Raw genomic sequence first — 23,532 nt, forward strand, 5'->3', positions numbered from 1 at the left:
TCAATCGGGCCGGTTCAGTCGATCATCTGGGCCGGAGGACGGGCCCGCACCCGGATTTACCCGCCGCCTGCGCAGCGCGGCGGTCCGTGCCGCGGCGCCGCGTCGTGCGGCGGCGGCCGCGAGGGCCCGGAACTCGGCGCCGCGCTCGGCCTCCAGGACCCGCTCCACGCGATAGAGGCGGATCTGCCGGGCGGTGCGGAAGAGCGGATGCGGGCGCAGCAGGTCTGGTTCGCCGAGGAGTTGGCGCACCATGGTGGCGGTCCAGCCGCGCGCCCTCAGCCGGGCCGTGGACCAGTGCGTCAGTACCGGCTGCGGTTCTTGCCGGCGGCCGTTGCCGGCCCTGCTCTGCGTCATCATCGCCGTTCCCCCGTAATCATCACACCACGTGACGATTCATTGATAGCGCGCGCCACTGACAACCGCAGACGCGGACGACGGCGGAAGGCTGACGTGGGGGAAAATCCGGTGCGGGACGGTCCGGGCCCGCATAATCTGCGACCCGCGCGGACACGGGCCCCCTCGTGTGGCCGCCCGATGCGCTCGCCGCCCCGTCCCACTGGCCGTACGACCGTCCGGAGCCGCCGATGCCCGCCCTCACCGACTCGGCCTTCCTCGACACCGTCGCCGACGCTCTCGCCGCCCTCCCCACGGTCGAAGCCGTCTCTCTGGGCGGCTCCCGCGCCCAGGGCACCCACCGCGCGGACAGCGACTGGGACCTCGGCATCTACTACCGAGGCCCCTTCGACCCCGCCGACCTGCGCGCCCTCGGCTGGGAGGGCGAGGTGTCGGAGATCGGCGGCTGGGGCGGCGGCGTGTTCAACGGGGGCGCGTGGCTGACGGTAGACGGCCGGCGCGTGGACGTGCACTACCGCGATCTCGACGTGATCGAGCACGAGCTGGCGGAGGCGGAGACGGGCAGGTTCCGCGTGGAGCCGCTGCTCTTCCACCTCGCCGGCATCCCCAGCTACCTGGTCGTCGCCGAACTGGCCGTCAACCGGACCCTGCGCGGCACGCTGCCGCGCCCCGAGCGCTACCCGGACGAGCTCCGCCGCTCCGCCGCCGACCGCTGGTACGGCGCCGCGCGCGCGACCCTCGGCTACGCCAAGGCCAACCACGTCCCCGCCGACCGCCGTACCGAACTCGCCGGCGCCCTCGCCGTCGCCGCGACCCAGGCGAGCCACGCCGTACTGGCGGCCAGGGGAGAGTGGGTGACCAACGAGAAGCGGCTGCTGGAACGGGCGGGGCTGCGGGAGATGGACGAGATCATCGCGTCACTGTTCGCGGCACGCGACGCGCACGCCCTCAGCCGGACGATCGCCCGCGTCGAGCGGCTGTTCGCGCGGGTCGCCCCGGAGCGGACCGAGCGGGCCGGCTGACGCCCCCGGCCAACCGTCACACGGCCGAAACACGCCCGTCCCATGTCCGCCGACAACGCCCCTTACCGTGGGTTGTACTACCGCCCGGCCGCCGTCGCCCGCAGGCACACCCCGCCCTCGTGTCGACAGGAGCCGCGTGTCGCGACGTGTCGTACCCGCACTGCCCCTCTGGTTCACCCATGCGCTGCGGGCGCAGCGGGGCCCCGTGCCGTGGGCCGCGGTGGTCCGCGGCGCGTCGGCCGCGGGGCCGCTGCTGGCGGTGGCCGTGGTGGCGGGGCGGGCCTCGGTCGGCGTCGTGGCGGCGATCGCGGCGATGCTCGCGGGGATCAACGACCGGCCGGGGAGCCGCCGCGCGGCGGTGCGGCGGCTGGGTGTTCCGGCGGCGGCAGGCGCGGCCGGGCTGGTCGTGGGGGCGTACGCGGGGGAGCACGGCGGGCCCGTCGCGCTGACGGTGCTGCTCACGGCACTGGGGCTGCTCGCCGGGTGCGTGAGCGCGGTGGGCCCGGTCGCCTCGGCGGCAGGGACACAGGTGCTGGTCGCCTGCGTCGTGGGGGCGGGGATGCCGCTGCCCGAGCCGGGGTGGCTGCGCGGACTCGCGTTCCTGTGCGGCGCCGGATGGCTGCTGGCGCTGCGGCTGGTCGTGCCTACGCCCGGCGCGCTGGCCGGGGACTTCAGGTTCGACGGGGAGCGGGCCGCCGTGGCGGGCGTGTACGACGCCGTCGCCGACCTGCTCGACGCCGTCGGCGGCCCGCACGCCACGACCCGCCGGGCCGCGCTCACCGCCGCTCTCGACCACGCCCAGGACGCCCTGACCGGGCCCCGGCTGCGCCGCTACGCGGGGTCCGCGGCCGAGCGGCGGCTGCACGCGCAGTACGCCGCCGCGCTGCCCCTCGCCGAGGCCGCCACGGCGCTCGCCTGGGCGGGGGAGCCGGTCTCCGCGCGGGCCGCGCAGGCGCCCCGGCGGCTCGCCGCGGCCGTGCGCCGCAACACGCACACAGGGCCGCTGCCCGCGCCCTCGCGCTCCGCGCCCGCCCTGCGGGCCCTGGACGACGCGCTGCTGCGCGCGGCGGAGGCCTTCGACCGGGCCGAGGGCGGCGCGCTGCACACCCGGCGGCGGACCGCGCGGCAGCTGCTGCGCGCCGCGTTCGGGGCCGGCGGGCGGGAGTACGGGGTGCGGGTGGCCCTCTCCTTCGGCGCTGCCGGCGCCATCGCCCAGGCGCTGCACCACACCCACTGGTACTGGCTGCCCGCCACCGCCGTCTTCCTCGTCAAGCCCGACCTGGGGCCGCTCGTGTCGCGGGTGCTGTGCCGGGCCGTGGGCACCGTCCTGGGGGCGCTGGTGTTCGCCGGGCTCGCCGCCGTGCTGCCGCAGCCGGCGGGGCTCGTGGCGGTCGTCGCGGTCAGTGGGGCGCTGATCCCGGTCGCCACCCGGCACTTCGCCGCGCAGACCGCCGTCGTGACGGTGCTGGTGCTCGCCCTGGTGATGGTCGGCGGGGAGCCGCAGGCCTCCGCGAGCCGGATCGGTGAGACGCTGCTGGCCTGCGCGATCGTACTGATCGTCGGGCATCTGCCGATGCCGGGGGAGCGGGGCGGCACGGTGCGGGCCCGGCTGGCGGCGGCGGGCGGGGCCGCGCACGCCTATCTCGCGCACGTGCTCGCCGGGTCCGACGACCGCCCCGCGCGGTGGGTGCTGCGCCGAGAGGCCTACCGCGCGCTCGCCGAGGCCCGTACGGCCATCGCCGTCGCCGCGGCGGAACTGCCCGCGCTGGCCCGGCACACGCGGGGCGCGGACGAGGCGGCAGCCGTCCTCGAACGGCTCGTGGACACGACCACCGCGTGTGCCGTGCACCTCGACGACACCGGGCGGCTCACGCCCCGGCACATCGGCCGGCTCGACCGCCTCCTCGCCGAGGCCGCGGAGACCGACGCGCTCGGCGTGCTGGGCGTCCTCGCCGCGGAGCGCGGCGGGCTACGGGCGGCGCGTCTCCCGTTGGCCGTCTAGCCGCCCAGTGGCGTTCCAGGGACACAGACGCCGTAGAGACCCTGCGCCTCGACCGGGAGGCCCACCGGGTGCGGACGGACGCCCGCGCTAGCCGATCCGCACCCACACCGGCGCGTGGTCCGAGCCCGGGGCGTCCCGCCGCTCGACCGGGTCCTCGCCGACCGACGGCAGTCGTGGCGCCTCCTCGCCGGGCAGCCCGGTGCCCGCGGCGGTGATCCGGTGCACCAGGCGATGGCTGAGCAGTATGTGGTCGATCAGCTCGCGGCGGCCGGAGTGCACACGCGAGTAGCGCTGCTCGTCCGGTATGCGCGGGGCGATGTTCCACAGCCGGAACGCGTCGCCCTTGTCCTCCCGGGAGAACCCGCCCGTGCCGATCTCCGATCCGGGCGGGCCGAGCACGATCTGCGTGGTCGCCGCCTGCACCTCGTCGTTCAGGTCGCCCAGCACCACCACGTCCCGCTCCCGGCCGTCACCGGCCAGCAGCACGTCGGCCAGCGCGCGCAGCGCCGTCGCCTCGGCGGCCCTGCGGTAGAGGGCGTAGGCGCCGAAGCGCGCGCGTTCGCCCTCGTCGTTCGGGCTGAAACGATTGCCCGGGTAGGTCAGCAGCTTCGACTTCAGATGCGCGACCGCGACACTCATGCCGGCCGTCTCCACGGCCAGCACGCCCCGCCCCGCCTGGGTCGTGGTGTGCCCCGCGTCGTCGGTCTGCACCGACCGCACCGGGTCCGGGAACGCCGTGGTGTCGGCCAGGACGCGCAGCGGCGTACGGCTGAGGAACCCGACGCGGATGCCCCGGGCGTCGGGATGCGTGGAGACCACGGTGTGCCAGTCGCCGTCCAGCATGCCGACCAGGTCGGTCAGCGCCACCGGCTCGCCGATCTCCTGCAGTCCCAGCAGGTCCGGATCCAGCTCGGTGATCACGGCGGCGAGGGAGGCCAGCTTGGTCTCGTACCCGGCCTGGTCCTTCGGGCCGAACAGCCCGCCGGGCCGGTAGAGGTTCTCCAGATTCCAGGTGCCTACAAGCATTCCGGGCCCCTTTCGCAGAGCCTGGTGGCGGGGCGTGGTGAGGCCAGGGTGCGGTCCCCGGCCGCTTCGCGACAGGGCCGGGGGCCGGATGCGCGGTTCCGCTCACCTCGCGGTACCGCCCCGCCGTACGTTGGCGTGATGACGACTTCTCCCGCCGACCTCATCATCACGGGATGCACCGCTCTCGTGCATGTCGAAGGCCGGGACGACCACGAGCGGGTCGCCTTCCGGGACGACGCCGCGATCGTCGTACGCGACGGGCTGATCGAGTCCGTCACCGCGGCCGCCGACGTCGTGGGGCTGCCCGCCGCCGAGCGGATCGACGCGCGCGGACAGGCCGCCCTGCCCGGCCTGATCAACTGCCACACGCACGCCCCGATGGTCGCGCTGCGCGGGGCCGCCGAGGACCTGCCCACCGAGGCGTGGTTCGACGACGTGATCTGGCCCGTCGAGAGCAACCTCACCGCGCGGGACGTCGAGTGGGGTGCGCGGCTGGCGTGCGCCGAGATGATCCGGGGCGGCGTCACCTGCTTCGCCGACCACTACTTCGCCATGGACGCGGTCGCCGCGGTCGTCGAGGAATGCGGGATCCGCGCCCATCTGGGCCAGGCGTTCTTCTCCTCCCAGGGGCCCGAAGGGCGCGAGCGGTCGCTGGAGTTCGCGCTGCGGCACCGGGGCGGTGCCGGCGGCCGTATCACCACCGCCCTCGCCCCGCACGCCCCCTACACGGTCGACGACGCCGACCTGGCCGCCACCGCCGAGCTGGCCCGTGAGCACGGCCTGCCGGTGCATCTGCACGCCGCCGAGAACCGCGACCAGACCGCCGCCGGCCTCGCCCGGCACGGCGTCACCCCGATCGAGGTCCTGGAGCGCACCGGCATCCTCGGCACCGATGTGCTGATCGCGCACGGCACCGGTGTCGTCGAACGCGACCTGCCCGTCCTGGAGCGGGCCGGCGGGCGGGTCGCGGTGGCGAGCGCACCGCGCGGGTACCTGAAATTCGCCTGGCCCACCACCACGCCGGTACGGGCCCTGCGCGCGGCCGGCGTCCCCGTCGGGCTCGCCACCGACGGCGCGGCCTCCAACAACTCCCTCGACGTCTGGGAGTCGATGGCGCTCACCGCGCTGGTCCAGAAGTCGGCCGAGGGCGATCCCCGCTGGATGACCTCCCGTCAGGCGCTCCACCACGCCACCCTGCAGAGCGCCCGCGCGGTGGGCCTCGACGGTGTCGTCGGCTCCCTGGCACCGGGGCACCGCGCGGACATCGTCCTCGTCGACCTGACCGGACCGCACACCCAGCCCGTCCACGACCTCGCCGCGACCCTGGTGCACAGTGCCCGCGCCTCCGACGTCCGCACCACGATCGTCGACGGCCGTGTCCTGATGCGCGACCGAGAGCTGCTCACCCTCGACGTGGCGTCCGCCGTCAGGGAGTTGGGGAAGCGCCTGCCGGCGCTCCTCGACCGGGGGCACGGGCGGCGCGTCCAGCGGTACGACGCGGAGTGACCCGAGGGGCGCGCGTCGGCCTTCGGGACCGCTGCGGACGGTGAGACCATCCGATCTCACGACGAGTACGAGAGCGCATACGTCAGGTATGCGAAATCGGGAGTTCACCGAGACGCGGCTCACACTTTGGAGTGAACGGGTGCCAACTACGTCTCAGTCCCGTCACCGAGCGAGGTGTTTGACCTCCTGTAGGCGTTAACTCGTACACGTACGTCGCTTTCTGGAGGTGCAGGGTGAACGGGCGAACAGTGCTCGAGCGCTTTCCCGCCGGCGGTCCGCGCGGGTCGTGGCCGGCCGAGGAGTTCGCGCACGCGCGGCGTCTGGAGGGCCAGCCGGCGGAGGTCGTCATGGACCTCGCGACGGACACGTTCCTGGTGATCGTCCGCGAAGCGGTCGCCGAGGCGGCCGCCTGACCCGAGTGGATCTGTGCGGCCCTCCTGTGACCGGTGGGGTCAGCCCGCCTTCGGGGCGGGCACCCGCGCGGCGAACTGCTGCGCCTGGAGCCCGTACAGCTCCGCGTAGACACCGCCGCCGGCCAGTAGCTCCTCCGGTGCGCCGGACTCCACCAGCCGGCCCTGTTCCAGGACGTGCACCAGGTCCGCGTGGCGGACGGACGCCAGCCGGTGGGTGATGAGGACGACCGTCTGCCCGGTCCCGGCCAGCGCGCGGATCTTCTCGAAGACCTCCAGTTCGGCGCGGGCGTCCAGGGCCGCCGTCGGTTCGTCGACGATCAGGATGCCGCCGCGCCGGTACGCCGCGCGGGCGATGCCCAGCCGCTGCCACTGACCACCCGACAGTTCGTGCCCGCCGCTGAACTCACGGGCCAGCAGGGTGTCCAGACCGCGCGGCAGATCCGCGACCACCTCCTCGGCGCCGGCCTCGCCGATCGCGGCCGTGAGCCGCTCCTCCGTCACCGGTGCGGACGGACGGCCCAGCGCGACGTTCACCCGCGCGGTGAACGGCCAGCGCTTGAAGTCCTGGGCGACCATCGCGATCCGCTCCGCCAGCCGGTGCCGGTCCGCGGTCGCCGCGTCCACCCCGTCCCACAGGATCCGGCCCCGGTCCGGGGTGTACAGCCCGGCGAGCAGCTTCACCAGGGTCGTCTTGCCGGAGCCGTTCTCGCCGACCAGGGCGATGATCCGGCCGAGCGGCAGGGTGAGGGTGACGTCGTCGAGGGCGGGGCGGGCGGAGTCGCCCGGATAGCTGAACGTGACGTTCTCGAAGCGGATCTCGCGCGGGTTCTCGGGCAGGGCCGCGCCGCCGACCGGGATCGCCCGTTCGGCGGCCTCCGTGTACAGCCGTTCCAGGTCGCCCACGAACAGGGCCTCCTCGTGCAGCAGGTTCACCTCCAGGACCAGGGAGTCCAGGCTCGCGGAGCCGGTGCGGATCGCGATCACGGCCGTACCGGCCACCGACAGCGACATCGCGCCGACCAGCAGCAGACCGCCGAGCGTCGCGTAGGTCGCGACCGCGGCGAGGCCCGTCCAGGCCGCCGCGAACAGTCCGGTCCGGGCGGCGAGCCGGGCCAGCCGGGCCTGCTCGGCCTCCGCCGCCTCCGACATCGACCGGAAGTGACGCAGCAGGAAGGGGCCGACGCCGTGCACACGGATCTCCGGGGCCGCGGCCGGTTCCGTGAGCAGACCGCTGATCAGGTGCCCCGCGCGGGCGTGCTGCACCCAGATGTGGAACGACTCGTAGCGGCGGCGGGCGTTCGTCAGCGCGCTCCAGGCGCTGGGCAGCGTCATGGTGACGAGGAGGGGCAGCAGCAGGGGGTGCAGGACGGTCAGCACGCCGGCCGCCGCGATCAGGGAGATCATGGCGTTCACCACGCGGGTGCCGTACGTGATCATCCGGCGGGCGGAGTCGGCGCCGTACTGCGCGGTGTCCAGCAGCTTGTGGAAGGCGTGGTCCTCGATCGCGGCCAGTTCCACGGACGCGGCCCGCTCCAGATACAGCTCGGTCGCCACCCGCTCGACCTTGGGCTCCAGCCGACCGGTGGCGTACGTCGAGGCGGCACGCAGCAGGGCGGCGACCAGGAGTACGACGGCCATGGTGACCAGTGCCGGGACCACGCTCCGCAGACGGTCCTCGATGGGGCCGCCGCCCATCAGGTCACCGAGCACGCTGTTCATCGCCAGCAGGCTCACCGCCTGGGCAGCGCCCCGGCCGGCCTCGGCGGTCAGCACGGTCCGCGCGGCCCGGCCGTCGGCCCGCCGGGCCAGCCGCAGACTGGACGCCAGCAGGCCGGGCAGCCGCACGACCATCGCGCGGAAGGACAGCTCCAGGAAGGCGTCGGCGTGCTGGTTCCAACCCATGTCGTAGCGCAACGGTCCGCCGAACAGCAGCCGCTCCGATTCGGACGGCTCCGCCTGCCCGGCCGCCTCGTCACGCTTCCCGCCCACCGTTCGCCTCCCCCGACGCCCTACGAAGGGTCACTATTCCGGCGCGGAATGCCGTGAGGCAGGGCGCAGCGGGGCGGGGCGGGGGTGCGCGGGCGTGCGCTGGACGAGGGTCTGCGGACGTGCGCCGGGTCCGGGGACTCGCACGGGGCGGGGAGCTTGCAGCGGGCGGGGGCCGGGGCCCGCGGCATCGGCGTGCGCCGAGAGCCGGCCCTCAGGCGCTGACCGGGCGCGACCACGTCGGGGTCGTGTCCGTGAGCCGGCAGAGGGTGAGGTACAGCGGGATCGGCGGGGTGTACGGAACCTCGCCGTCCGGGCGGTGGATGAGGCGTGGCGCGTCGGGGGCGACCGCGCCTGTGGCGTACCGCGCGGGGGCGGGCCATTCCAGGGCGTAGTCGGAGTCGGACGGGACCAGCCACCACCAGTGCGTGTGGTCTGCGTACACGCATCCCACACGCGGCAGCCGGGTCAGCACTTGGGGACCGAACCGCGCCGGCACCGCGACCGCGTCGCAGCCGAGCGGGGCCGTCATCCCGTCGGGGACGGTCAGCCGACGGGGCGTGCCGGGCGTACGCGGCTCGCGCCCCAACCGGACCAGCGTGTCCAGGTTGCGCACCTGCCTGCCGCCGGACAGGGCGGTCACACGCTTCCCCAGCCGAGTCCCAGGCCCGAGGCGTGTGCGTCTCCGCCGCCCGCCGGCAGGGTCCGCGCCTCCGCCTCGTCCTCCTCGCCGGGGGCGTCGTCCTGCGGGCCCGGCTTGGGGCGGGCGCCCCAGCCGAGGTCGGAGCGCGGCGCCTCGGCCTGGCGGGGCAGCTCGGCCCACACCAGCAGGCCGGGACCGTGCTCCTGCGCGCCCCACGAGTGGCTCAGGGCGTCGACGAGGAGCAACCCCCTCCCGTGCTCCTCGTCGGGTCGCTGTGGGGACGGGGACAGCTCGCCCGGCGCGCACCCCTGGTCGCGCACGGCTATGCGCACCAGTTCGGCGCCGTCGTACAGCTCGCAGACGACGACGTCGCTCGCGGTGTGCACGATGGCGTTGGTGACCAGCTCGGAGACCACGAGGGCGGCCGAGTCGCAGGTGTCCTCGCACACCGACCAGCCGGTCAGTCGGGCCCGTGTCAGGCGTCTGGCCTGCGCGGGAGAGCCCGGGTGTGCGGCCAGCTCGAAGCGGAACCGGCGCTCGGCAGCGACCCCGGTGGGGGAGGCTTCCGTGGCGGCGCCGGGGCCGAACGGGCGGCCGGCTGCCGCGTCTGTTCCTAAGGGCGCGGACGGAATCACGCTTGCCACTATCTCCCCGGCGCGAACACTTGGCAAGGGTCACTATGAAAATTGCAGAGTGCGGTGTGACTCTCTGAACGGCCATGGCACACTGCTCGCAACAGCACGTCGCGCGGCGCCACTTGGGATCGCCGAAGGCCTGAGCCGTCCGGATGTGGCTGATTTCAGCCCGTTCAGGATCGACATCGACCGGATCGGGCCTTCGAATGGGTCTTCGAATGGCGCCGCCGGGCTGTACGGAAACCCTTGACTGGAGGTGGAGCGTGAGCGAGCCGCGGTCCGCGCCGACGGTCGGCCAGGTCGTCCTCGGCCGGCGCCTGCTGGACCTGCGGGAACGCGCGGGTCTCAAGCGCGAGGAGGCCGCCCGCGTCCTCCACGTCGCCCCCGCCACCGTGCGCCGCATGGAGACCGCCGAGGTCGCACTCAAGATCCCGTACCTCCAACTCCTCCTGAAGGCCTACGGCGTCCCCGACGACGAGGCCGAAGCGTTCGTGCAGCTGGCCGAGGAGGCCAACAAGCCGGGCTGGTGGCAGCGCTTCCACGACATCCTGCCCGGCTGGTTCTCGATGTACGTCAGCCTGGAGGGCGCCGCCGGCCTCATCCGCAGCTACGAGCCCCACTTCGTCCCCGGACTGCTGCAGACCGAGGAGTACGCGCGCGGGGTCCTGACCTCCGGAGCCGTCGGCCAGACCTGTCCCGAGGACATCGAGCGCCATGTCGCGCTGCGCATGCAGCGTCAGGAACTGCTCACGCGTCCGGACGCCCCACGGCTGTGGATGGTGATGGACGAGACCGCCTTGCGCCGCCCCGTCGGCGGCCCGGAGGTGATGCGCGCGCAGATCGACAAGCTGCTCGAGGCCACGAAGCTGCCCCATGTGACGCTGCAGGTCGTCCCGTTCTCCACGGGACCGCACCCCGGCACGTACGGGCCCTTCGTGCTGTTCCGATTCACCATGCCCGAACTGCCGGACATGGTCTACAGCGAGTACCTGACCGGCGCCGTCTACCTGGACGCGCGCGCCGAGGTGGCCACCCACCTGGAGGTCATGGACCGCATGGCGGCGCAGGCCGCCACGGCACAACGCACGAAGGAGATCCTGCGGGATCTCCGCAAGGAGCTGTGAATGGATCGCATCACGTCCCAGCACCAGCCGGGGGTCCGCGCGGAGCGGATCTACAACGGCATGCCCGCGCGGGAGTTGGGCAGCGAGGGCTGGCACAAGCCGTGGAGCGGCGGCAACGGGGGCAACTGCCTGGAGGCGATGAAGCTCGACGACGGCCGGATCGCCGTCCGCCAGTCGACCGACCCCGACGGGCCGGCGCTGATCTACACCACCGACGAGATGACGGCGTTCATCGAGGGGGCCAAGGCGGGGGTGGCGGACTTCCTGCTGTCGTGAATCGCTCCATTTGATGCTGATTGTCTGTTAATTCCTTTTCTGTATCTTCTTTTCATGCTTCCCCACCCGCCTTTCCATCGTTCTCGTACTGGCTTTCCGTCTGGCTTCCCGTCCAACTGACGCATTTTGGTGGTCCGGTCGTTCGCTCCTGCCGTCACGGCGGCGGGAGCACGCCGCACAGTGCCTCCAGCGCCGCCCCGTACGCGTGCTCCGAGGGTGTCGCGTACCCCACCACCAGTCCGTCCGTCGTCGTCCCGTCGGCCTCGGCCGACGGGTGCCGGAACCCGGCCAGGCCGTCCAGGGCGATGCCCTGCCACGCGGCTGCCTTGACGACGGACGGTTCGGTGCCGGGCGGCAGCCGCAGCACGGCGTGCAGGCCCGCCGCGACCCCGGTGACCCCGATGTGCGGCGCCTGCTCGGCGAGGGCCGCGACGAGCCGGTCCCGGCGGCTCCGGTACCGCTGCCGCATGCGCCGTACATGACGGTCGTACGACCCCCCGGCGACGAAGTCGGCGAGGCTCAGCTGGTCCAGCACGCTCGCCCACGCCTCGCGCTCGCCCTTGGCCGCGAGCACGCCGTCGACGTACCGCTCCGGCAGGACCATCCAGCCCAGCCGCAGCGCCGGCGACAGGCTCTTGCTGACCGAGCCGATGTAGATCACGCGCTCGGGGTCGAGGCCCTGGACGGCGCCGACGGGCTTGCGGTCGTAGCGGAACTCACCGTCGTAGTCGTCCTCCAGAACCACCCCTCCACGCGCGCGTGCCCAGTCGATGACGGCGGCACGCCGGGCGGGATGCAGGGGACCGCCGGTGGGGAACTGGTGCGCCGGGGTGAGCAGCACGCCCCGCTCGCGCCCCAGCCGGTCGACCCGGGCGCCGTCCTCGTCCAGGGGGAGCGGCACCGTACGGACGCCGGCGGAGGTCAGCAGACCGCGGTGGAAGCCGAGTCCGTACGCCTCGACGGCCAGCGGGCCGCGCAGCACGGGCGCGCCGCCGGGGCCGCTCTGCTGGAACAGCAGGCGCAGCGCGTGCGCGAAGCCCGAGCAGATGACGATGCGGTCCGGCTCGGTGCGCACTCCCCGCGCGCGTGCCAGGTACTCGGTCAGCGCCTCGCGCAGCTCCCGGCGTCCGGCGGGATCGCCCGGCCCGAACACCTCGTTGGGCGCCTGCTGGAGGGCCCGGCGGTAGGACGCGAGCCACGCCGCGCGCGGAAACGCCGACGCGTCAGGGGTGCCCTGGCGCAGGTCGTGCCGGGGCCCACGCGCGAGTGGCGGTGCCTTTTTGGGGACCCGCGCGGTGCTCCTGAGGGGTTCGGCCCGGTCGGCCACCCGGGTGCCCGAGCCCTGCCGTGCGGTCAGCCAGCCCTCGGCGACCAGCTCGGCGTACGCGTCGGCGACCGTGTTGCGGGCGACCCCGAGGTCGGCGGCGAGTGAACGGTAGGGCGGCAGCCGGGTGCCGGGGGCCAGCCGCCCGCCGCGCACCGCCTCGCGCAGCGCCCTGATCAGCGCGGCCCGCCGCCCGCCCGGCCCCGACAGCTCCAGATGCAGGTCGGCGCCGATCCGCTCCGCCGAATTGACCCATGAATCCGTCATGAAAGTGCACCCTACAGAGGGTCTTTACGGCCCGTAGGTTGAAGCACATGACGACGAACACGCAGCACATGACCACGAGCACGCACGAGATGACGACGAACGCTCGGAAGGCGACGACGACGAACACGCCACGCCTCGACTTCGCGCGGTCCGCCCCGAAGGCCTTCCGCGCGCTCGTCGGCTTCGACGCCGCCGCCCGCGCCGGACTCGATCCGGCCCTCGTCGAACTCGTCCAGATCCGCGCCTCGCACCTCAACCACTGCGCGTACTGCCTCCACATGCACACGAGCGACGCCCGCCGGGCCGGCGAGAGCGAGGAACGGCTGCACATGGTCGCCGTGTGGCGCGAGGCCCGGCACTTCTTCACCGAGCGGGAACAGGCCGCTCTCGCCCTGACGGAGGCGGTGACGCTGGTGGCCGGCCAGGGTGTCCCGGACGATGTCTACGCCGAAGCCGCGGCCCACTTCGACGAGGAGGAACTGGGCCAGGTCCTGGCCCTCATCCTCGCGATCAACACCTGGAACCGGGTGGCCCTGGCCACGGCGAAGCGCGCGGGCACGGACGAGCGCCGCCGCTGAAGCCGCAGCGGGCCGCGGCCACCCGACGCTCACCGGCAGGCCCGCCCCGGCGCCCCACACGCATCGGGCGGCCCGGCTACACGCTCATCGGCCGGTCGTACGGCCCGATCGGCGCAGGCAGCCGGGAGCTGCCGGTCAGACAGCGGTCGACGGCCGCGGCCACCGCCCGCCCCTCCGCGATGGCCCACACGATCAGCGACTGGCCCCGCGCGGCGTCCCCGGCGGCGAACACGCCGGGCACGTTGGTCGCGAAGCCGCCGTCCCGGGCGATCGTGCCGCGCGGCTCGAGTTCCAGGCCCAGCTGATCGATGAGCCCGTCCGCGCGGTCCGGCCCGGAGAAGCCGAGCGCGAGCAGCACCAGGTCGGCGGGGAGCGAGCGGCCGGACCCGGGCAGCGGCCGGCGCTCCGCGTCCACCTCGACGAGGTGGAGCGTGCGCACATGCCCGTCCGCGTCGCCGGTGAACCGCAGCGTCGACGCCGCGAACAGCCGGGCGTCGGCGTCCGCCGCCGGTGCCGTACGCAGCTCGCCCGCCTCCTCGTGGGCGGCCGACAGCCGGTAGATCCGCGGGTACGTCGGCCAGGGCTCGGTGTCGTCGTCGCGCTCGGTGCCCGGCTGGGCGTAGATGTCCAGCTGGGTCACGGACGCGGCGCCTTCCCGTACCGCGGTGCCCAGACAGTCCGCGCCGGTGTCGCCGCCCCCGACGATCACCACGTGCTTTCCGGCGGCGGACAGCGGGGACACCGCGATGTCCCCCTCGCACACCCGGTTGGCCAGCGGCAGGTACTCCATGGCCTGGTGTACCCCGGTCAACTCGCGCCCCGGCACCGGGAGTTCCCGCCACGCCGTGGCACCGGTGGCGATCACCACGGCGTCGTAGCGCGACCGCAGCTCCGCCGTGTCGATGTCCCGCCCGGCCTCCGTCGAGGTGCGGAACTTCGTCCCCTCGGCCCGCATCTGCTCCAGCCGCCGCTCAAGGTGGTGCTTCTCCATCTTGAACTCGGGGATGCCGTACCGCATCAGCCCGCCGAGCCGGTCGTCCCTCTCGTAGACGGCGACCGTGTGCCCCGCGCGGGTCAGCTGCTGGGCCGCGGCGAGCCCGGTGGGCCCCGAGCCGATCACCGCGACCGTGTGCCCGGACAGCCGGTCCGGGGGCCGGGGCGCGGCGCACCCCTCCTCCCAGGCGCGGTCGGCGATCGCGCACTCCACGTTCTTGATCGTCACGGCCGGCTGGTTGATGGCCAGCACACAGCCCGCCTCGCACGGCGCCGGGCACAACCGGCCCGTGAACTCGGGGAAGTTGTTCGTGGCGTGCAGCCGGTCCGCCGCCGCCCGCCAGTCCTCCCGGGAGACCAGGTCGTTCCACTCGGGGATGAGATTGCCCAACGGGCAGGCGTGGTGGCAGAACGGGACGCCGCAGTCCATGCAGCGGTCGGCCTGCTCGCTGATGATCGGCAGCAGCGCCCCCGGGACGTACACCTCGTTCCAGTCCCGCACGCGCTCGTCCACGGGCCGGCGGGGCCACTCCCGGCGAGGCGTGGTCATGAATCCCTTGGGATCGGCCATGGCCGTCTCCCTACGCTTGCTGGCGTACGTTCCACGTTCCATGTGGCAGGCGCGGGTCTCGCGTGTTCCTCGCGCGTGCCCTCGACGGCCGTGCGTCCTCGGCGGCACTCTTCCGGCCACGATACGTCCCGTTCGCCCTGTCCGCAGAGGGGTCGGAGAGCGGGGGCGGAGAGCGCTTCCAAGCCGCCGGGGCCGTCAGGTCAGCGCGAGCACGTACGCGAGTGCGGCGGCGGCCGAGGCGACCGTGCGGACGTGGTTCCACGCCGTCCACCGGCGCACGTACGACGCCCAGTACGCGGCGGCCTCCGGAGTGCCCGGATCCAGCCGCCGCAGTGCCTCGTTGCGCGGCACGTTGGCGACCACCGTGACGCCGAGGGAACCCACGAGGTACAGCGCGCTGCCGGCCAGCAGCTCCACCGTGCCCGCGTCCGGCCACAGCACGAACGTCACCACCGCGATCACCGCGCACAGCACCGCCGACCCGAGGAAGACGCTCATGAAGGCCGGCCGCACCGCCGCCACGTTCACCGCCTGCATCGCGGCGACGCCCTGCGCGGGCGGCAGGGCGGCGAGACCGCGCATCACGAAGGTGGAGAAGGCGCAGAAGACCCCGGCCACCAGGCCGGTGCCGAGCACCCCCAGCACCGTCAGCACGAAATACGGACCCTCGATCATGTCGCCCTCGTCTCCCCGTCCGGCCGGCGCCCCGACCTGCTGTCGTGCCCCGCCCTGCCGTCACCCCCAGCCAAGCCGTGTCCGCGCCACCGAGCCATGCCCGAGCGCCGCACACCCATAAGCGAGCGTCCAGCGATTCCGCACACCGGCGAGCGCGTCCACCGATCCGCCGCGGACGCCCGGCCCCGCGCCCGCCCTCATCCGACCGCCTCCGCGCCCGCCCTCAGCCGACCGCTTCGGCCCCCTCGTCCTGCCAGCCCCGCAGCACGCTCTCCACGGCCGCCGAGATCCGCCTCCGCGCCTCGTGCCGGGGCACCCCGCTCATCAGGAGGTCGTCGTACGGCGTGTCCACATGCCGTACGGAGGCCACGACCGCCGAGATCACCGCCCCCTCGGACAACGCCCGCCCCGCCGCACTCCTGCCGACCCGGCTGCTGCCCCGTACCGAGGCGTGCGCGGCGATCTCCCGCGCCCGCCCGGCCGGGCAGCCCGGGAACAGCCGCCGTATCTCCGCGGCGAACGCCTCCGCGAACCGCACGTCCTGCTCCGCCCGCCGCTGCGCGTCCCGCATCCGCCGCCGGCGCCGCACCTCCGCGTCCGCCAGGCACCGCTGCTCGGCCCGGGCCAGCCCCGCCGCCTCCACCAGCACGCCCTGCCGCTCGTAGCGCCCCCTGCGCCGGTTGAACCGTATGACCACCACCGACAGCCCGCTCTCCTCGCGTGCCCGGCGGGTCAGGGCCGTGTCGCCGCGCGGCAGGAACACCAGATGCCCGAGGTCGGCACAGTCGAGACAGCGCGGCACCCCCTCCTCCAGGACGAGCAGCGGCAGCGGCCCGCGGCGGCACGCGGCACAGCGCTTGCGCTTCAGCGGCTGGACGGCGAGAAGGCCCTCAGGCGTCCGGAAGGTCTGGGGACTCAAGGGTGCGGCCATACCCGGTTCATGCCCGCGGAGCCCGGGGAGCTACGCCGCCGCGCCGCCCGCCCCACCCGGGCCACGGACGGCCCGGGCGCGCAGCCGCCGGCGTCCGCCGCCGCCCGCCGAGCCAACTACGAGACACGTCCCGACCGCCCGCTGACGCATCATGGGCCATGTGCGACTCGAAGCGATCACCTGGGACCGGCTCGGCGATCTCCTGGCCGAGCGGCTGCTCGACCTGAAGCCCGGCGACGGCAGCCCCTGGCCGCGCATCGCCTTCGACGGCGCCCCGGCGGCCCGCCCTGGAGACCTCGCCGCGCGGGTCCACGAGGCGCTGCGCCTGCGCGGCAGGCCCTCCCTGGTCGTGGGCACGGAAGGCTTCCTGCGCCCCGCCTCGCTCCGGCTCGAACACGGCCACCGCGACGTGGACGCCTACTACGACGGCTGGTTCGACACCGGAGCGCTGTGGCGGGAGGTCTTCGGCCCGCTCGAACCGGGCGGTGACGGCCGGGTCCTGCCCGACCTCCGGGACCCGGTCACCGACCGCGCCACCCGCAGCCCCTACGTCCAACTCCCTCCCGACGGTCTGCTGTTGCTGCACGGCCCCCTCCTGCTGCGGCACTGGTTCCCCTTCGACCTGACCGTTCACCTCCTGCTCTCGCCGGGTGCCCTGCGCCGCCGCACCCCCGACGCCGACCACTGGACGCTGCCCGCCTTCGAGCGCTACGACGAGGAGACCGACCCCGCCGGCACCGCCGACGTCCTGGTGCGCGCGGACGACCCACGGCGACCGGCCTGGCGGGGCTGAGCGCCCGCACCCGCACCTATCCGGCCCGGCAGGCGCTGGCCAGGGCCTGACTCCGGGTGCGGGGGCCGTGGGGCACGGCGAGAATTAAGGGCGCCGGGACTAGCGGTGCCCCCCCGCGCCGCGCCGGCCGTCCGGCATCGGGAGGTACTTCATGACCACTGCCGGAGACATCATGCACCGCGGCGCACAGTGGATCCCCGCTCACGAGACCCTGGACCGCGCCGCCCAGCTGATGCGTGAACTGGGCGTCGGAGCCCTGCCCATCAGCGACGAGAACGAACGGATGTGCGGCATCCTCACCGACCGCGACATCGTCGTCGGCTGTGTGGCGATGGGCCACGACCCGTCCAAGGTCACCGCGGGCGAGATGGCCCAGGGCACCCCGCGCTGGATCGACGCGAACGCCGACATCAGGGACGCGCTCCAGGAGATGGAGGACCACCGGATCCGCCGGCTGCCCGTCATAGAGAACAAGCGCCTCGTCGGCATGATCAGCGAGGCCGACCTGGTCCGGAACCTGCCGGAGAACCAGATCGCGGAGTGGGCCGAGCAGGTCTACGCCAGGGGCTGACGACCCGCCCCGGTGACCCCGCCGCGTCCGGCGCCGGCGCGCGATCCGTCCCGTCGGCGCCGGTGCGCCGCGGCACGCCTCAGAGCCAGCCGTTGCGCCGGAAGCCCCGGTACAGCACCAGACAGGCCACCGATATGACGCCGATGACCATGCCGTAGCCGTACCGCCAGTGCAGCTCCGGCATGTGGTCGAAGTTCATGCCGTAGACCCCGCACACCATCGTCGGCACGGCGACGATCGCCGCCCACGCCGTGATCTTCCGCATGTCCTCGTTCTGGGCGACCGTGACCTGGGCGAGGTGGGCCTGGAGGATCGAGTTCAGCAGTTCGTCGAAGGCGGCGATCTGCTCGGCGGCGCGCAGCTGGTGGTCGGAGACGTCACGGAAGTACGCCTGTATCTCCGGGTCGACCACCCGTATCGGCCGGGCGGCGAGATCGAGCAGCGGCCGTCCGAGCGGGACCACCGCCCGCTTCAGTTCCAGCAACTCCCGTTTGAGCTGGTAGATACGGCCCGGGTCGGCACGGGCGCCGTTCTCCGCGAAGACGTCCGTCTCGACCTGGTCGATGTCGGCCTGGACCGCTTCGATGACGTTGAGGTAGTCGTCGACGACGTTGTCCGCGATCGCGTGCAGCACCGCCGACGGGCCCTTGGCGAGCTGGCCCGGCTGGGACTCCAGCTCTTCGCGCAGCGGGCCCAGCGAGCCGTGCCGGCCGTGCCGCACCGTGATCGCGAAGTCCCGGCCGACGAACACCATGATCTCGCCGGTGTCCACCACCTCGCTGGTGGCCGTCAGCTCCTCGTGATCGACGTAGCAGACCGTCTTGAACACGGCGAACAGCGTCTCGCCGTACCGCTCCACCTTCGGGCGCTGGTGCGCCTCGATGGCGTCCTCCACGGCCAGCGGATGCAGGTCGAACAGTTCGGCGATACCCGCGAACTCCTGCACCGTCGGCTCGTGCAGCCCGAGCCAGACGAAACCGTCACCGCTCTTGCGGACCCGTTCCACGGCGTCGACCAGGTCGCCGCCGACCGGGAGCCGGGCACCCTCCTCGTACGCCACGCAGTTCACGACGGAGGAGCCGAGCGGGGAGCGGGCCGGGTGGCTCAGGTCGACACGCCGGCGTCGCCGCGCCAGCCCCGCCACCTTGCGGAGGCCGCCGACCCGGCCGAGGCTCGTCACCTTCCGCAGATTCCCTGCCATGGACATCTGGATCTCCTCGCGTGGATCCTCACGTCGCGTTCCCGCGCCTGTCGCGCCAGTGTGCCAGGACGGCGAGAACAGCGGAAAAGGCTGTGGGCGGCGCGGGTTCCGCTTTGTTCCCGCCTGTGGACAACGGGACTTCGGTGCCGTCGGAGCGTCGACCACTCCCGGCAAGTCGGGCAACTGGGATGATCGCGGCATGACGCTAACCGACGGGAATCTCCGCGATCACCGGCAGTCCGGGTCGGCCGAGCGCTCCGCCGCCCTCGCCGCCCTGTTCGACCCCACGACGTTCCGGCACTTCGAGGCGCTCGGCGTCGGGCCCGGCTGGCGCTGCTGGGAGGTCGGCGCGGGCGGTACCACCATCGTCTCCTGGCTGGCCAAGCGCGTCGGTCCGACCGGCAAGGTCCTCGCGACCGACCCCGACCCCTCCTGGGCGGCGTCGCCCTCCCGCCCGCCGGTCGAGGTACGCGTCCACGACGTGAGCGTCGACGGGCCGCCGGGGGACGGGTTCGACCTCGTCCACGCCCGGCTGGTGCTCGCCCAGGTGCCCGACTGCGCGAAGGCGCTGCGCGCGATGGTCGAGGCCCTGCGCCCCGGCGGCCGGCTGCTCGTCGAGGACGTCGACCTCGCCCTCCAGCCACTGGTCTGCCCCGACGAGTACGGCCCCGAGCAGCAGCTGGCGAACCGGATGCGGGAGGCGCTGCGCCAGCTCCTCGCCCATCGCGGCGCCGACCTCGCCTACGGCCGCGGCCTGCCGCGCCTGCTCCGCGCGGCCGGTCTGCGTCGCGTCGAGGCCGACGCGTACTTCCCCGTCACCTCACCGGCGTGCGCCTCGCTGGAGGCGTCGACGATCCATCAGATCCGCGACGAGCTGATCCGCGAGGGCCTCGCCGACGCCTACGACATCGACCGCCACCTCCGAAACGTCGCCGCCGGCGCGATGGACCTGGCGGCGCCGCCGATGATCTCGGCGTGGGGGCGGCGCAAGGTGTGAGGCGTGAGGCGCCGGGATCAGCCCCCTATGGACCGGGATCAGCCCCCTGCAGAACGGTCCCCGCGTCCCGGCGGTCTGCCTCCCACCCCCTCGACCGCCCGAGCTCCCGCCGCGCAGCCCGCTTCCGCTGCCGCCTCGGGGTGGGCGCCCGCCAGCAGGGCCGCGAGGAACGCTCCCGTGAAGGCGTCCCCGGCGCCCGTGGTGTCCCGGGGCGTCACCGGTACGGCGGGAACGTGAGCGGTAACGGCGCCGGACCGGGCCAGCAGCGCGCCGTCTGGACCCTGCTTGACCACCACCAGCGGGATGCGCCGGCTCAGCTCGGCCGCGGCGGCCGCAGCGTCGCTCAGGCCGGTGAGCAGGCAGGCCTCGTCACGGCTGGGCAGCAGGACGTCCACCCCGTCGACGAGCGTGAGGAACCGGTCCACGCCCAGGTCCTTCAGGAAGCCGGCCGACGCCGGATCCAGGCTCACCGGCACGCCACGCGCGCGTGCCGCCGCCATGGCCACCGCCACCAGTGCCCGGCTCGGTTCGGAGAACAGCAGATAGCCCGACAGATGCAGCCGTGCGACACCGTCGAGCAGCGTGTCCGACCAGTCGCCGGGGTCGAGCCGCAGTGACGCCCCGCTGTCGGTGAGGAACGTCCGCTCGGCCGCCGCACCCGTGTCGACCAGGCAGATCACCGTGCCGGTCGGCGCCTGGGGATCGACGACGAGCCGCGCACGCACCCCGCAGGCCGCCAGTTCCCGCTCGTGCCAGGCGGCCGACTCCGCCCCGACCCGCCCGAGCAGACGCACCTGAGCGTTCCCGGAACGAGCGGCCCAGCAGGCCACATTGGCGCCCGCGCCGCCGGGCACGGTACGGACCGCGGCGGCCGTGTCCGTGCCCGGCGCCAACGGCCCGCTGTGCCGGGCGACGACATCCGTGATCACGTCGCCGACGACCAGCAGCGCGCCGTCCGGCAGCGCGCCGTCTCCGGGAGACCGTGCCCCCGCCGTTCCCCCCGCCCCGCTCACGCCCCGGCCCAGGCCGCCGCGATCCGGCCCGCCAGCCGTACGTTGCCCCGCACCGCCGCGAGATTGGCGCTCAGGGAGGCGCCGTCGGTGTGCCGCACCAGATAGTCCAGCAGGAACGGCGTGACCGCCTGACCGCTGACGCCCTCCTCCTCGCAGGCGCGCAGCGCGTCGGCCAGCACGCGTGCGTGCAGCTCGGGATCCAGCTGCTCCGCCCGCGGCACCGGGTTGGCCACGATCAGCGCGGACTCCGGTGTGCCGAGCGTGTCCTGAGCCCGCATCACCCGCGCGACCTGCTCCGGGCTGTCCAGCGTCCAGTCCACCGGGTGGCCGGAGTCGGATAGGTAGAAGCCGGGGAACCGGTCCGTGCCGTACCCGGCGACCGCCACGCCCAGGGTCTCCAGCCGCTGCAGCGTCGCCGGTACGTCCAGGATCGACTTGACCCCCGCGCACACCACCGTGATCCGGGTGCGGGCCAGCAGCCCGAGGTCGGCCGACTCGTCCTGGGTCACCGTCCACTGCCGATGGACGCCGCCGAGCCCGCCCGTGGCGAACACCCGCACACCGGCCCGGTTCGCGAGCAGCGCCGTCGCGGACACCGTCGTCGCCCCGCTCGCCCCCAAGGCCACGGCGAGCGGCAGGTCCCGGTGCCCCAGCTTGCGGATCCCCTCCTCGTTGGCTATCCGCTCCACCTGCTCCTTGTCGAGGCCGACGTGCGGCCGCCCGTCCAGGACGGCGATCGTCGCGGGGACGGCCCCTTCGCGGCGTACCGCCTCCTCAAGCTCCAGCGCCACCTGCAGATTGCGCGGGCGAGGCAGTCCATGAGCGATGATCGTGGACTCCAGGGCCACCACCGGGCGGCGTGCGGCGACCGCCTCCCGCACCTCTTCCGACACCACCAGCGTCATACGACTGCCTCCTGTCCGCCGGTCCTCCCTCATCCCTGGCGGGCGGCGGCCCCGCTCAAACGCGCGCGGCCCGTGCCAGACGCCACCAGTTCGAAGCGAGCCTCAGAACAACGAGCCTCAGAACAGTGAGCCTCAGAAGAGCGGGCCTCAGAACAGCGGCTCCGGCAGCACGCCCTCCAGGGCCAGCAGCTTCCGCTTGGTCTCCAGGCCGCCACCGAACCCACCGATCCCGCCGTCGCGCTCGACGACCCGGTGACACGGCACGACGACGGGCAGCGGATTGGCGCCCATCGCCGCGCCCACCGCCTGCGCCGCGCCGGGCTGCCCGACCCGGTCGGCCAGATCGCCGTAGCCCACGACCGTGCCGTACGGCACGCCCAGGGCCAGCTCGCGGAGCACCTGCCGGTTGAAGCCCGAGATCAGTGACCAGTCCAGCGGCAGGTCGAAGTCGTGCCGCGCGCCGGTGAGGTAGTCCTCGACCTGGCGTATCGCCTCGGCGAGCAGCGGGGAGCCGGGAGCCTCGACGGGCTCGGTGCCCAGCCGGGCGGCGAGCCGGTCCAGGGCCCTGTCGCGTACGGCGTCCGTGGCATGGAAGACGACGTTGACCAGGCCGTCACGGGTCGCGGCCAGCAGCAGGGGACCGATGTCGGTACCGACGACGGTCCACACCACCTGCTGCTCGTACTGCCCATCGCTGCTCATGCGACCCACCGTACGGCCCGCCACTGACAACGCCCGCCCGCCGGCCGGAAGTCACTCGCCGCCCAGCGCATCCCGAACCAGGTCGGGCCTGTTGGTGATGATGCCGTCCACTCCGTACGAGGCGACGGTCCGGGCGGTGTCCGCGGAGTCGACGGTCCAGGCGGACACCCGGAGCTTCTGGCCGTGCGCCCCGGTGAAGGCGTGCACGGTGAGGACGTAACCGGTGTGGACGCTGGTGTACGGGGGGTTGATCTGGTCCAGGAACCGTGCGTATCGCGGGAGCATCGCCACCGGCGGTGTCCCGAGGAAGCCCGTCCGGACGCCGGGGCGCAGCTCGTGGACGGTCCGCAGGCTGTCCGCGCTGAAGCTCTGCAGCACGAGCCGGTCCGTCTCGTGCTGCTGGTCGAGCCAGCCCTCGTTGGCGAGGACCTTGAGCGTGTCCTGCTCGATGCCCGGGTACAGCTCCGGCTTCTTGATCTCCAGGAGCAGCTTCTGGTGATGGGACTCCACGCGGTGCAGATACTCCTTCAGTGTCGGCACGCGCGCGCCCGCGTACGCGGGGTCGAACCAGCTCCCGGCGTCCAGGCGGGCGATCTCGGCGGCGGTGAAGTCCTTCACCTTCCAGGGAGCCCGGCCGGGGAAGACCGCCTCGGCGTCGGTGGTGCGCTGCAGGCTGTCGTCGTGGATCACCACGAGTTCGCCGTCCCTGGTGCGCTGGACGTCGTTCTCGACCCATTCGACGCCCAGCTCGGCGGCCTTGTCGACGGCGGCCAGGGTGTTCTCCGGGGCGTACGCCGAGGCCCCCCGGTGGGCGATGACGGCGGGCCGCTCGGCCACCGCGGCCTCCGCGCGGTGGTGCGGGGCCGGTACCAGCAGGGCTGCGGCGCCCAGGAGCGCGGTGGTCGCGGCGGCGGCTGCGCGCGGGTGCATGCGTACTCCTCGCGTAGAGCGATCACGGTCAGCTCAACTCTGACAGCAGAGGGTCAACGTGAGGTGGGTACACGATGACCACAGATGGAACGGG

Annotated in this window: 24 protein-coding genes; 10 read left to right on the forward strand and 14 right to left on the reverse strand. The window is 73.7% G+C overall.

What is annotated here, in order from left to right; genetic code table 11:
- Positions 1-354, reverse strand: coding sequence for a hypothetical protein (locus ACSU6L_RS28325; protein ID WP_437061274.1), 354 nt, complete (start codon positions 352-354; stop codon positions 1-3).
- 230 nt (positions 355-584) lie between these two features.
- Here ACSU6L_RS28325 and ACSU6L_RS28330 point away from each other — a divergent pair, with 230 nt between their 5' ends.
- Positions 585-1,376: a nucleotidyltransferase domain-containing protein gene (locus ACSU6L_RS28330; protein ID WP_437065093.1), complete on the forward strand. Its 792-nt coding sequence runs from the start codon at positions 585-587 to the stop codon at positions 1,374-1,376.
- Positions 1,377-1,512: 136 nt separating this feature from the next.
- Positions 1,513-3,378: an FUSC family protein gene (locus ACSU6L_RS28335; RefSeq protein WP_437061276.1), complete on the forward strand. Its 1,866-nt coding sequence runs from the start codon at positions 1,513-1,515 to the stop codon at positions 3,376-3,378.
- Positions 3,379-3,465: 87 nt separating this feature from the next.
- On the opposite strand, the gene ACSU6L_RS28340 is transcribed toward ACSU6L_RS28335, so the two are convergent.
- Positions 3,466-4,404 (reverse strand): endonuclease/exonuclease/phosphatase family protein, encoded by a 939-nt coding sequence (locus ACSU6L_RS28340; protein ID WP_437061278.1) that lies wholly within the window; start codon positions 4,402-4,404, stop codon positions 3,466-3,468.
- Positions 4,405-4,542: 138 nt separating this feature from the next.
- On the opposite strand from ACSU6L_RS28340, the gene ACSU6L_RS28345 reads away from it, so the two are divergent.
- Complete coding sequence (locus ACSU6L_RS28345; RefSeq protein ID WP_437061280.1) at positions 4,543-5,910, forward strand: amidohydrolase; 1,368 nt, start codon at positions 4,543-4,545, stop codon at positions 5,908-5,910.
- 233 nt (positions 5,911-6,143) lie between these two features.
- Positions 6,144-6,323, forward strand: a complete 180-nt coding sequence (locus tag ACSU6L_RS28350) for a hypothetical protein (protein ID WP_437061282.1) — start codon at positions 6,144-6,146, stop codon at positions 6,321-6,323.
- A 39-nt stretch (positions 6,324-6,362) separates the two neighbouring features.
- On the opposite strand, the gene ACSU6L_RS28355 is transcribed toward ACSU6L_RS28350, so the two are convergent.
- From ACSU6L_RS28355 to ACSU6L_RS28365, 3 genes are all read right to left on the reverse strand, one after another.
- Entirely contained in the window at positions 6,363-8,225 is a 1,863-nt protein-coding gene (locus tag ACSU6L_RS28355) for an ABC transporter ATP-binding protein (protein WP_437065094.1), read from the reverse strand.
- A 298-nt stretch (positions 8,226-8,523) separates the two neighbouring features.
- On the reverse strand, positions 8,524-8,943 hold the full coding sequence (locus tag ACSU6L_RS28360) for a hypothetical protein (protein ID WP_437065096.1): 420 nt from the start codon (positions 8,941-8,943) through the stop codon (positions 8,524-8,526).
- A gap of 5 nt (positions 8,944-8,948) precedes the next feature.
- Positions 8,949-9,596 carry an ATP-binding protein gene (locus ACSU6L_RS28365; protein ID WP_437061284.1) on the reverse strand — a complete coding sequence of 216 codons (648 nt, stop codon included), beginning with the start codon at positions 9,594-9,596 and terminating at the stop codon, positions 8,949-8,951.
- A gap of 254 nt (positions 9,597-9,850) precedes the next feature.
- On the opposite strand from ACSU6L_RS28365, the gene ACSU6L_RS28370 reads away from it, so the two are divergent.
- Both ACSU6L_RS28370 and ACSU6L_RS28375 read left to right on the forward strand, forming a co-directional pair.
- The gene (locus tag ACSU6L_RS28370; protein ID WP_437061286.1) at positions 9,851-10,711 is read left to right on the forward strand and encodes a helix-turn-helix domain-containing protein; all 861 of its coding nucleotides are present in this window, start codon (positions 9,851-9,853) and stop codon (positions 10,709-10,711) included.
- Positions 10,712-10,987, forward strand: a complete 276-nt coding sequence (locus ACSU6L_RS28375; protein ID WP_073942397.1) for a DUF397 domain-containing protein — start codon at positions 10,712-10,714, stop codon at positions 10,985-10,987.
- Positions 10,988-11,141: 154 nt separating this feature from the next.
- Here the strand turns inward: ACSU6L_RS28375 and ACSU6L_RS28380 are convergent, their stop codons facing one another.
- Positions 11,142-12,578: a PLP-dependent aminotransferase family protein gene (locus ACSU6L_RS28380; RefSeq protein WP_437061288.1), complete on the reverse strand. Its 1,437-nt coding sequence runs from the start codon at positions 12,576-12,578 to the stop codon at positions 11,142-11,144.
- 89 nt (positions 12,579-12,667) lie between these two features.
- On the opposite strand from ACSU6L_RS28380, the gene ACSU6L_RS28385 reads away from it, so the two are divergent.
- Positions 12,668-13,156, forward strand: a complete 489-nt coding sequence (locus tag ACSU6L_RS28385) for a carboxymuconolactone decarboxylase family protein (protein WP_437065098.1) — start codon at positions 12,668-12,670, stop codon at positions 13,154-13,156.
- A 76-nt stretch (positions 13,157-13,232) separates the two neighbouring features.
- On the opposite strand, the gene ACSU6L_RS28390 is transcribed toward ACSU6L_RS28385, so the two are convergent.
- From ACSU6L_RS28390 to ACSU6L_RS28400, 3 genes are all read right to left on the reverse strand, one after another.
- Positions 13,233-14,720 carry a glutamate synthase subunit beta gene (locus ACSU6L_RS28390; RefSeq protein ID WP_437061290.1) on the reverse strand — a complete coding sequence of 496 codons (1,488 nt, stop codon included), beginning with the start codon at positions 14,718-14,720 and terminating at the stop codon, positions 13,233-13,235.
- A 195-nt stretch (positions 14,721-14,915) separates the two neighbouring features.
- A complete protein-coding gene (locus ACSU6L_RS28395; RefSeq protein ID WP_437061292.1) occupies positions 14,916-15,395 on the reverse strand; it encodes a DUF1772 domain-containing protein in 480 nt (159 codons plus the stop codon).
- Between the two features lie 223 nt (positions 15,396-15,618).
- Positions 15,619-16,326 (reverse strand): DUF2293 domain-containing protein, encoded by a 708-nt coding sequence (locus ACSU6L_RS28400; RefSeq protein WP_437061294.1) that lies wholly within the window; start codon positions 16,324-16,326, stop codon positions 15,619-15,621.
- A gap of 151 nt (positions 16,327-16,477) precedes the next feature.
- On the opposite strand from ACSU6L_RS28400, the gene ACSU6L_RS28405 reads away from it, so the two are divergent.
- Both ACSU6L_RS28405 and ACSU6L_RS28410 read left to right on the forward strand, forming a co-directional pair.
- Positions 16,478-17,119, forward strand: coding sequence for a uridine kinase (locus ACSU6L_RS28405; RefSeq protein ID WP_437061296.1), 642 nt, complete (start codon positions 16,478-16,480; stop codon positions 17,117-17,119).
- Positions 17,120-17,270: 151 nt separating this feature from the next.
- On the forward strand, positions 17,271-17,690 hold the full coding sequence (locus tag ACSU6L_RS28410) for a CBS domain-containing protein (RefSeq protein ID WP_073942391.1): 420 nt from the start codon (positions 17,271-17,273) through the stop codon (positions 17,688-17,690).
- Positions 17,691-17,769: 79 nt separating this feature from the next.
- Here the strand turns inward: ACSU6L_RS28410 and ACSU6L_RS28415 are convergent, their stop codons facing one another.
- On the reverse strand, positions 17,770-18,897 hold the full coding sequence (locus ACSU6L_RS28415) for a magnesium and cobalt transport protein CorA (protein ID WP_437061298.1): 1,128 nt from the start codon (positions 18,895-18,897) through the stop codon (positions 17,770-17,772).
- Positions 18,898-19,090: 193 nt separating this feature from the next.
- Between ACSU6L_RS28415 and ACSU6L_RS28420 the strand changes: the two genes are divergently transcribed.
- Positions 19,091-19,888, forward strand: a complete 798-nt coding sequence (locus tag ACSU6L_RS28420; protein WP_437061300.1) for a methyltransferase domain-containing protein — start codon at positions 19,091-19,093, stop codon at positions 19,886-19,888.
- 38 nt (positions 19,889-19,926) lie between these two features.
- Here ACSU6L_RS28420 and ACSU6L_RS28425 read toward each other — a convergent pair whose 3' ends face one another.
- The 4 genes from ACSU6L_RS28425 to ACSU6L_RS28440 all read right to left on the reverse strand — a co-directional run bounded on the left by ACSU6L_RS28425 (position 19,927) and on the right by ACSU6L_RS28440 (position 23,438).
- Entirely contained in the window at positions 19,927-20,901 is a 975-nt protein-coding gene (locus tag ACSU6L_RS28425; protein ID WP_437061302.1) for a carbohydrate kinase family protein, read from the reverse strand.
- Positions 20,898-21,806: a pseudouridine-5'-phosphate glycosidase gene (locus ACSU6L_RS28430; RefSeq protein WP_437061304.1), complete on the reverse strand. Its 909-nt coding sequence runs from the start codon at positions 21,804-21,806 to the stop codon at positions 20,898-20,900. The genes ACSU6L_RS28425 and ACSU6L_RS28430 overlap by 4 nt, the downstream gene beginning before the upstream one ends.
- Before the next feature lie 147 nt (positions 21,807-21,953).
- Positions 21,954-22,508 (reverse strand): methylated-DNA--[protein]-cysteine S-methyltransferase, encoded by a 555-nt coding sequence (locus tag ACSU6L_RS28435; protein ID WP_365512227.1) that lies wholly within the window; start codon positions 22,506-22,508, stop codon positions 21,954-21,956.
- 51 nt (positions 22,509-22,559) lie between these two features.
- Complete coding sequence (locus tag ACSU6L_RS28440) at positions 22,560-23,438, reverse strand: glycerophosphodiester phosphodiesterase (protein WP_437061306.1); 879 nt, start codon at positions 23,436-23,438, stop codon at positions 22,560-22,562.
- Positions 23,439-23,532: the final 94 nt, after the last annotated feature.

Origin of the sequence: Streptomyces sp. enrichment culture (assembly GCF_964272855.1) — a bacterium.
GTDB lineage: Bacteria > Actinomycetota > Actinomycetes > Streptomycetales > Streptomycetaceae > Streptomyces.

Bases quoted from the DNA above. Each gene is read 5' to 3' on its own strand.
- ACSU6L_RS28410 (WP_073942391.1), top strand. From the start codon at position 17,271: ATGACCACTGCCGGAGACATCATGCACCGCGGCGCACAGTGGATCCCC.
- ACSU6L_RS28325 (WP_437061274.1), bottom strand. From the start codon at position 354: ATGACGCAGAGCAGGGCCGGCAACGGCCGCCGGCAAGAACCGCAGCCG.
- ACSU6L_RS28355 (WP_437065094.1), bottom strand. From the start codon at position 8,225: ATGGGTTGGAACCAGCACGCCGACGCCTTCCTGGAGCTGTCCTTCCGC.
- ACSU6L_RS28340 (WP_437061278.1), bottom strand. From the start codon at position 4,404: ATGCTTGTAGGCACCTGGAATCTGGAGAACCTCTACCGGCCCGGCGGG.
- ACSU6L_RS28375 (WP_073942397.1), top strand. From the start codon at position 10,712: ATGGATCGCATCACGTCCCAGCACCAGCCGGGGGTCCGCGCGGAGCGG.
- ACSU6L_RS28400 (WP_437061294.1), bottom strand. From the start codon at position 16,326: ATGGCCGCACCCTTGAGTCCCCAGACCTTCCGGACGCCTGAGGGCCTT.
- ACSU6L_RS28395 (WP_437061292.1), bottom strand. From the start codon at position 15,395: ATGATCGAGGGTCCGTATTTCGTGCTGACGGTGCTGGGGGTGCTCGGC.
- ACSU6L_RS28440 (WP_437061306.1), bottom strand. From the start codon at position 23,438: ATGCACCCGCGCGCAGCCGCCGCCGCGACCACCGCGCTCCTGGGCGCC.
- ACSU6L_RS28415 (WP_437061298.1), bottom strand. From the start codon at position 18,897: ATGTCCATGGCAGGGAATCTGCGGAAGGTGACGAGCCTCGGCCGGGTC.
- ACSU6L_RS28330 (WP_437065093.1), top strand. From the start codon at position 585: ATGCCCGCCCTCACCGACTCGGCCTTCCTCGACACCGTCGCCGACGCT.
- ACSU6L_RS28405 (WP_437061296.1), top strand. From the start codon at position 16,478: ATGGGCCATGTGCGACTCGAAGCGATCACCTGGGACCGGCTCGGCGAT.
- ACSU6L_RS28390 (WP_437061290.1), bottom strand. From the start codon at position 14,720: ATGGCCGATCCCAAGGGATTCATGACCACGCCTCGCCGGGAGTGGCCC.
- ACSU6L_RS28385 (WP_437065098.1), top strand. From the start codon at position 12,668: ATGACGACGAACGCTCGGAAGGCGACGACGACGAACACGCCACGCCTC.
- ACSU6L_RS28420 (WP_437061300.1), top strand. From the start codon at position 19,091: ATGACGCTAACCGACGGGAATCTCCGCGATCACCGGCAGTCCGGGTCG.
- ACSU6L_RS28435 (WP_365512227.1), bottom strand. From the start codon at position 22,508: ATGAGCAGCGATGGGCAGTACGAGCAGCAGGTGGTGTGGACCGTCGTC.
- ACSU6L_RS28345 (WP_437061280.1), top strand. From the start codon at position 4,543: ATGACGACTTCTCCCGCCGACCTCATCATCACGGGATGCACCGCTCTC.
- ACSU6L_RS28430 (WP_437061304.1), bottom strand. From the start codon at position 21,806: ATGACGCTGGTGGTGTCGGAAGAGGTGCGGGAGGCGGTCGCCGCACGC.
- ACSU6L_RS28380 (WP_437061288.1), bottom strand. From the start codon at position 12,578: ATGACGGATTCATGGGTCAATTCGGCGGAGCGGATCGGCGCCGACCTG.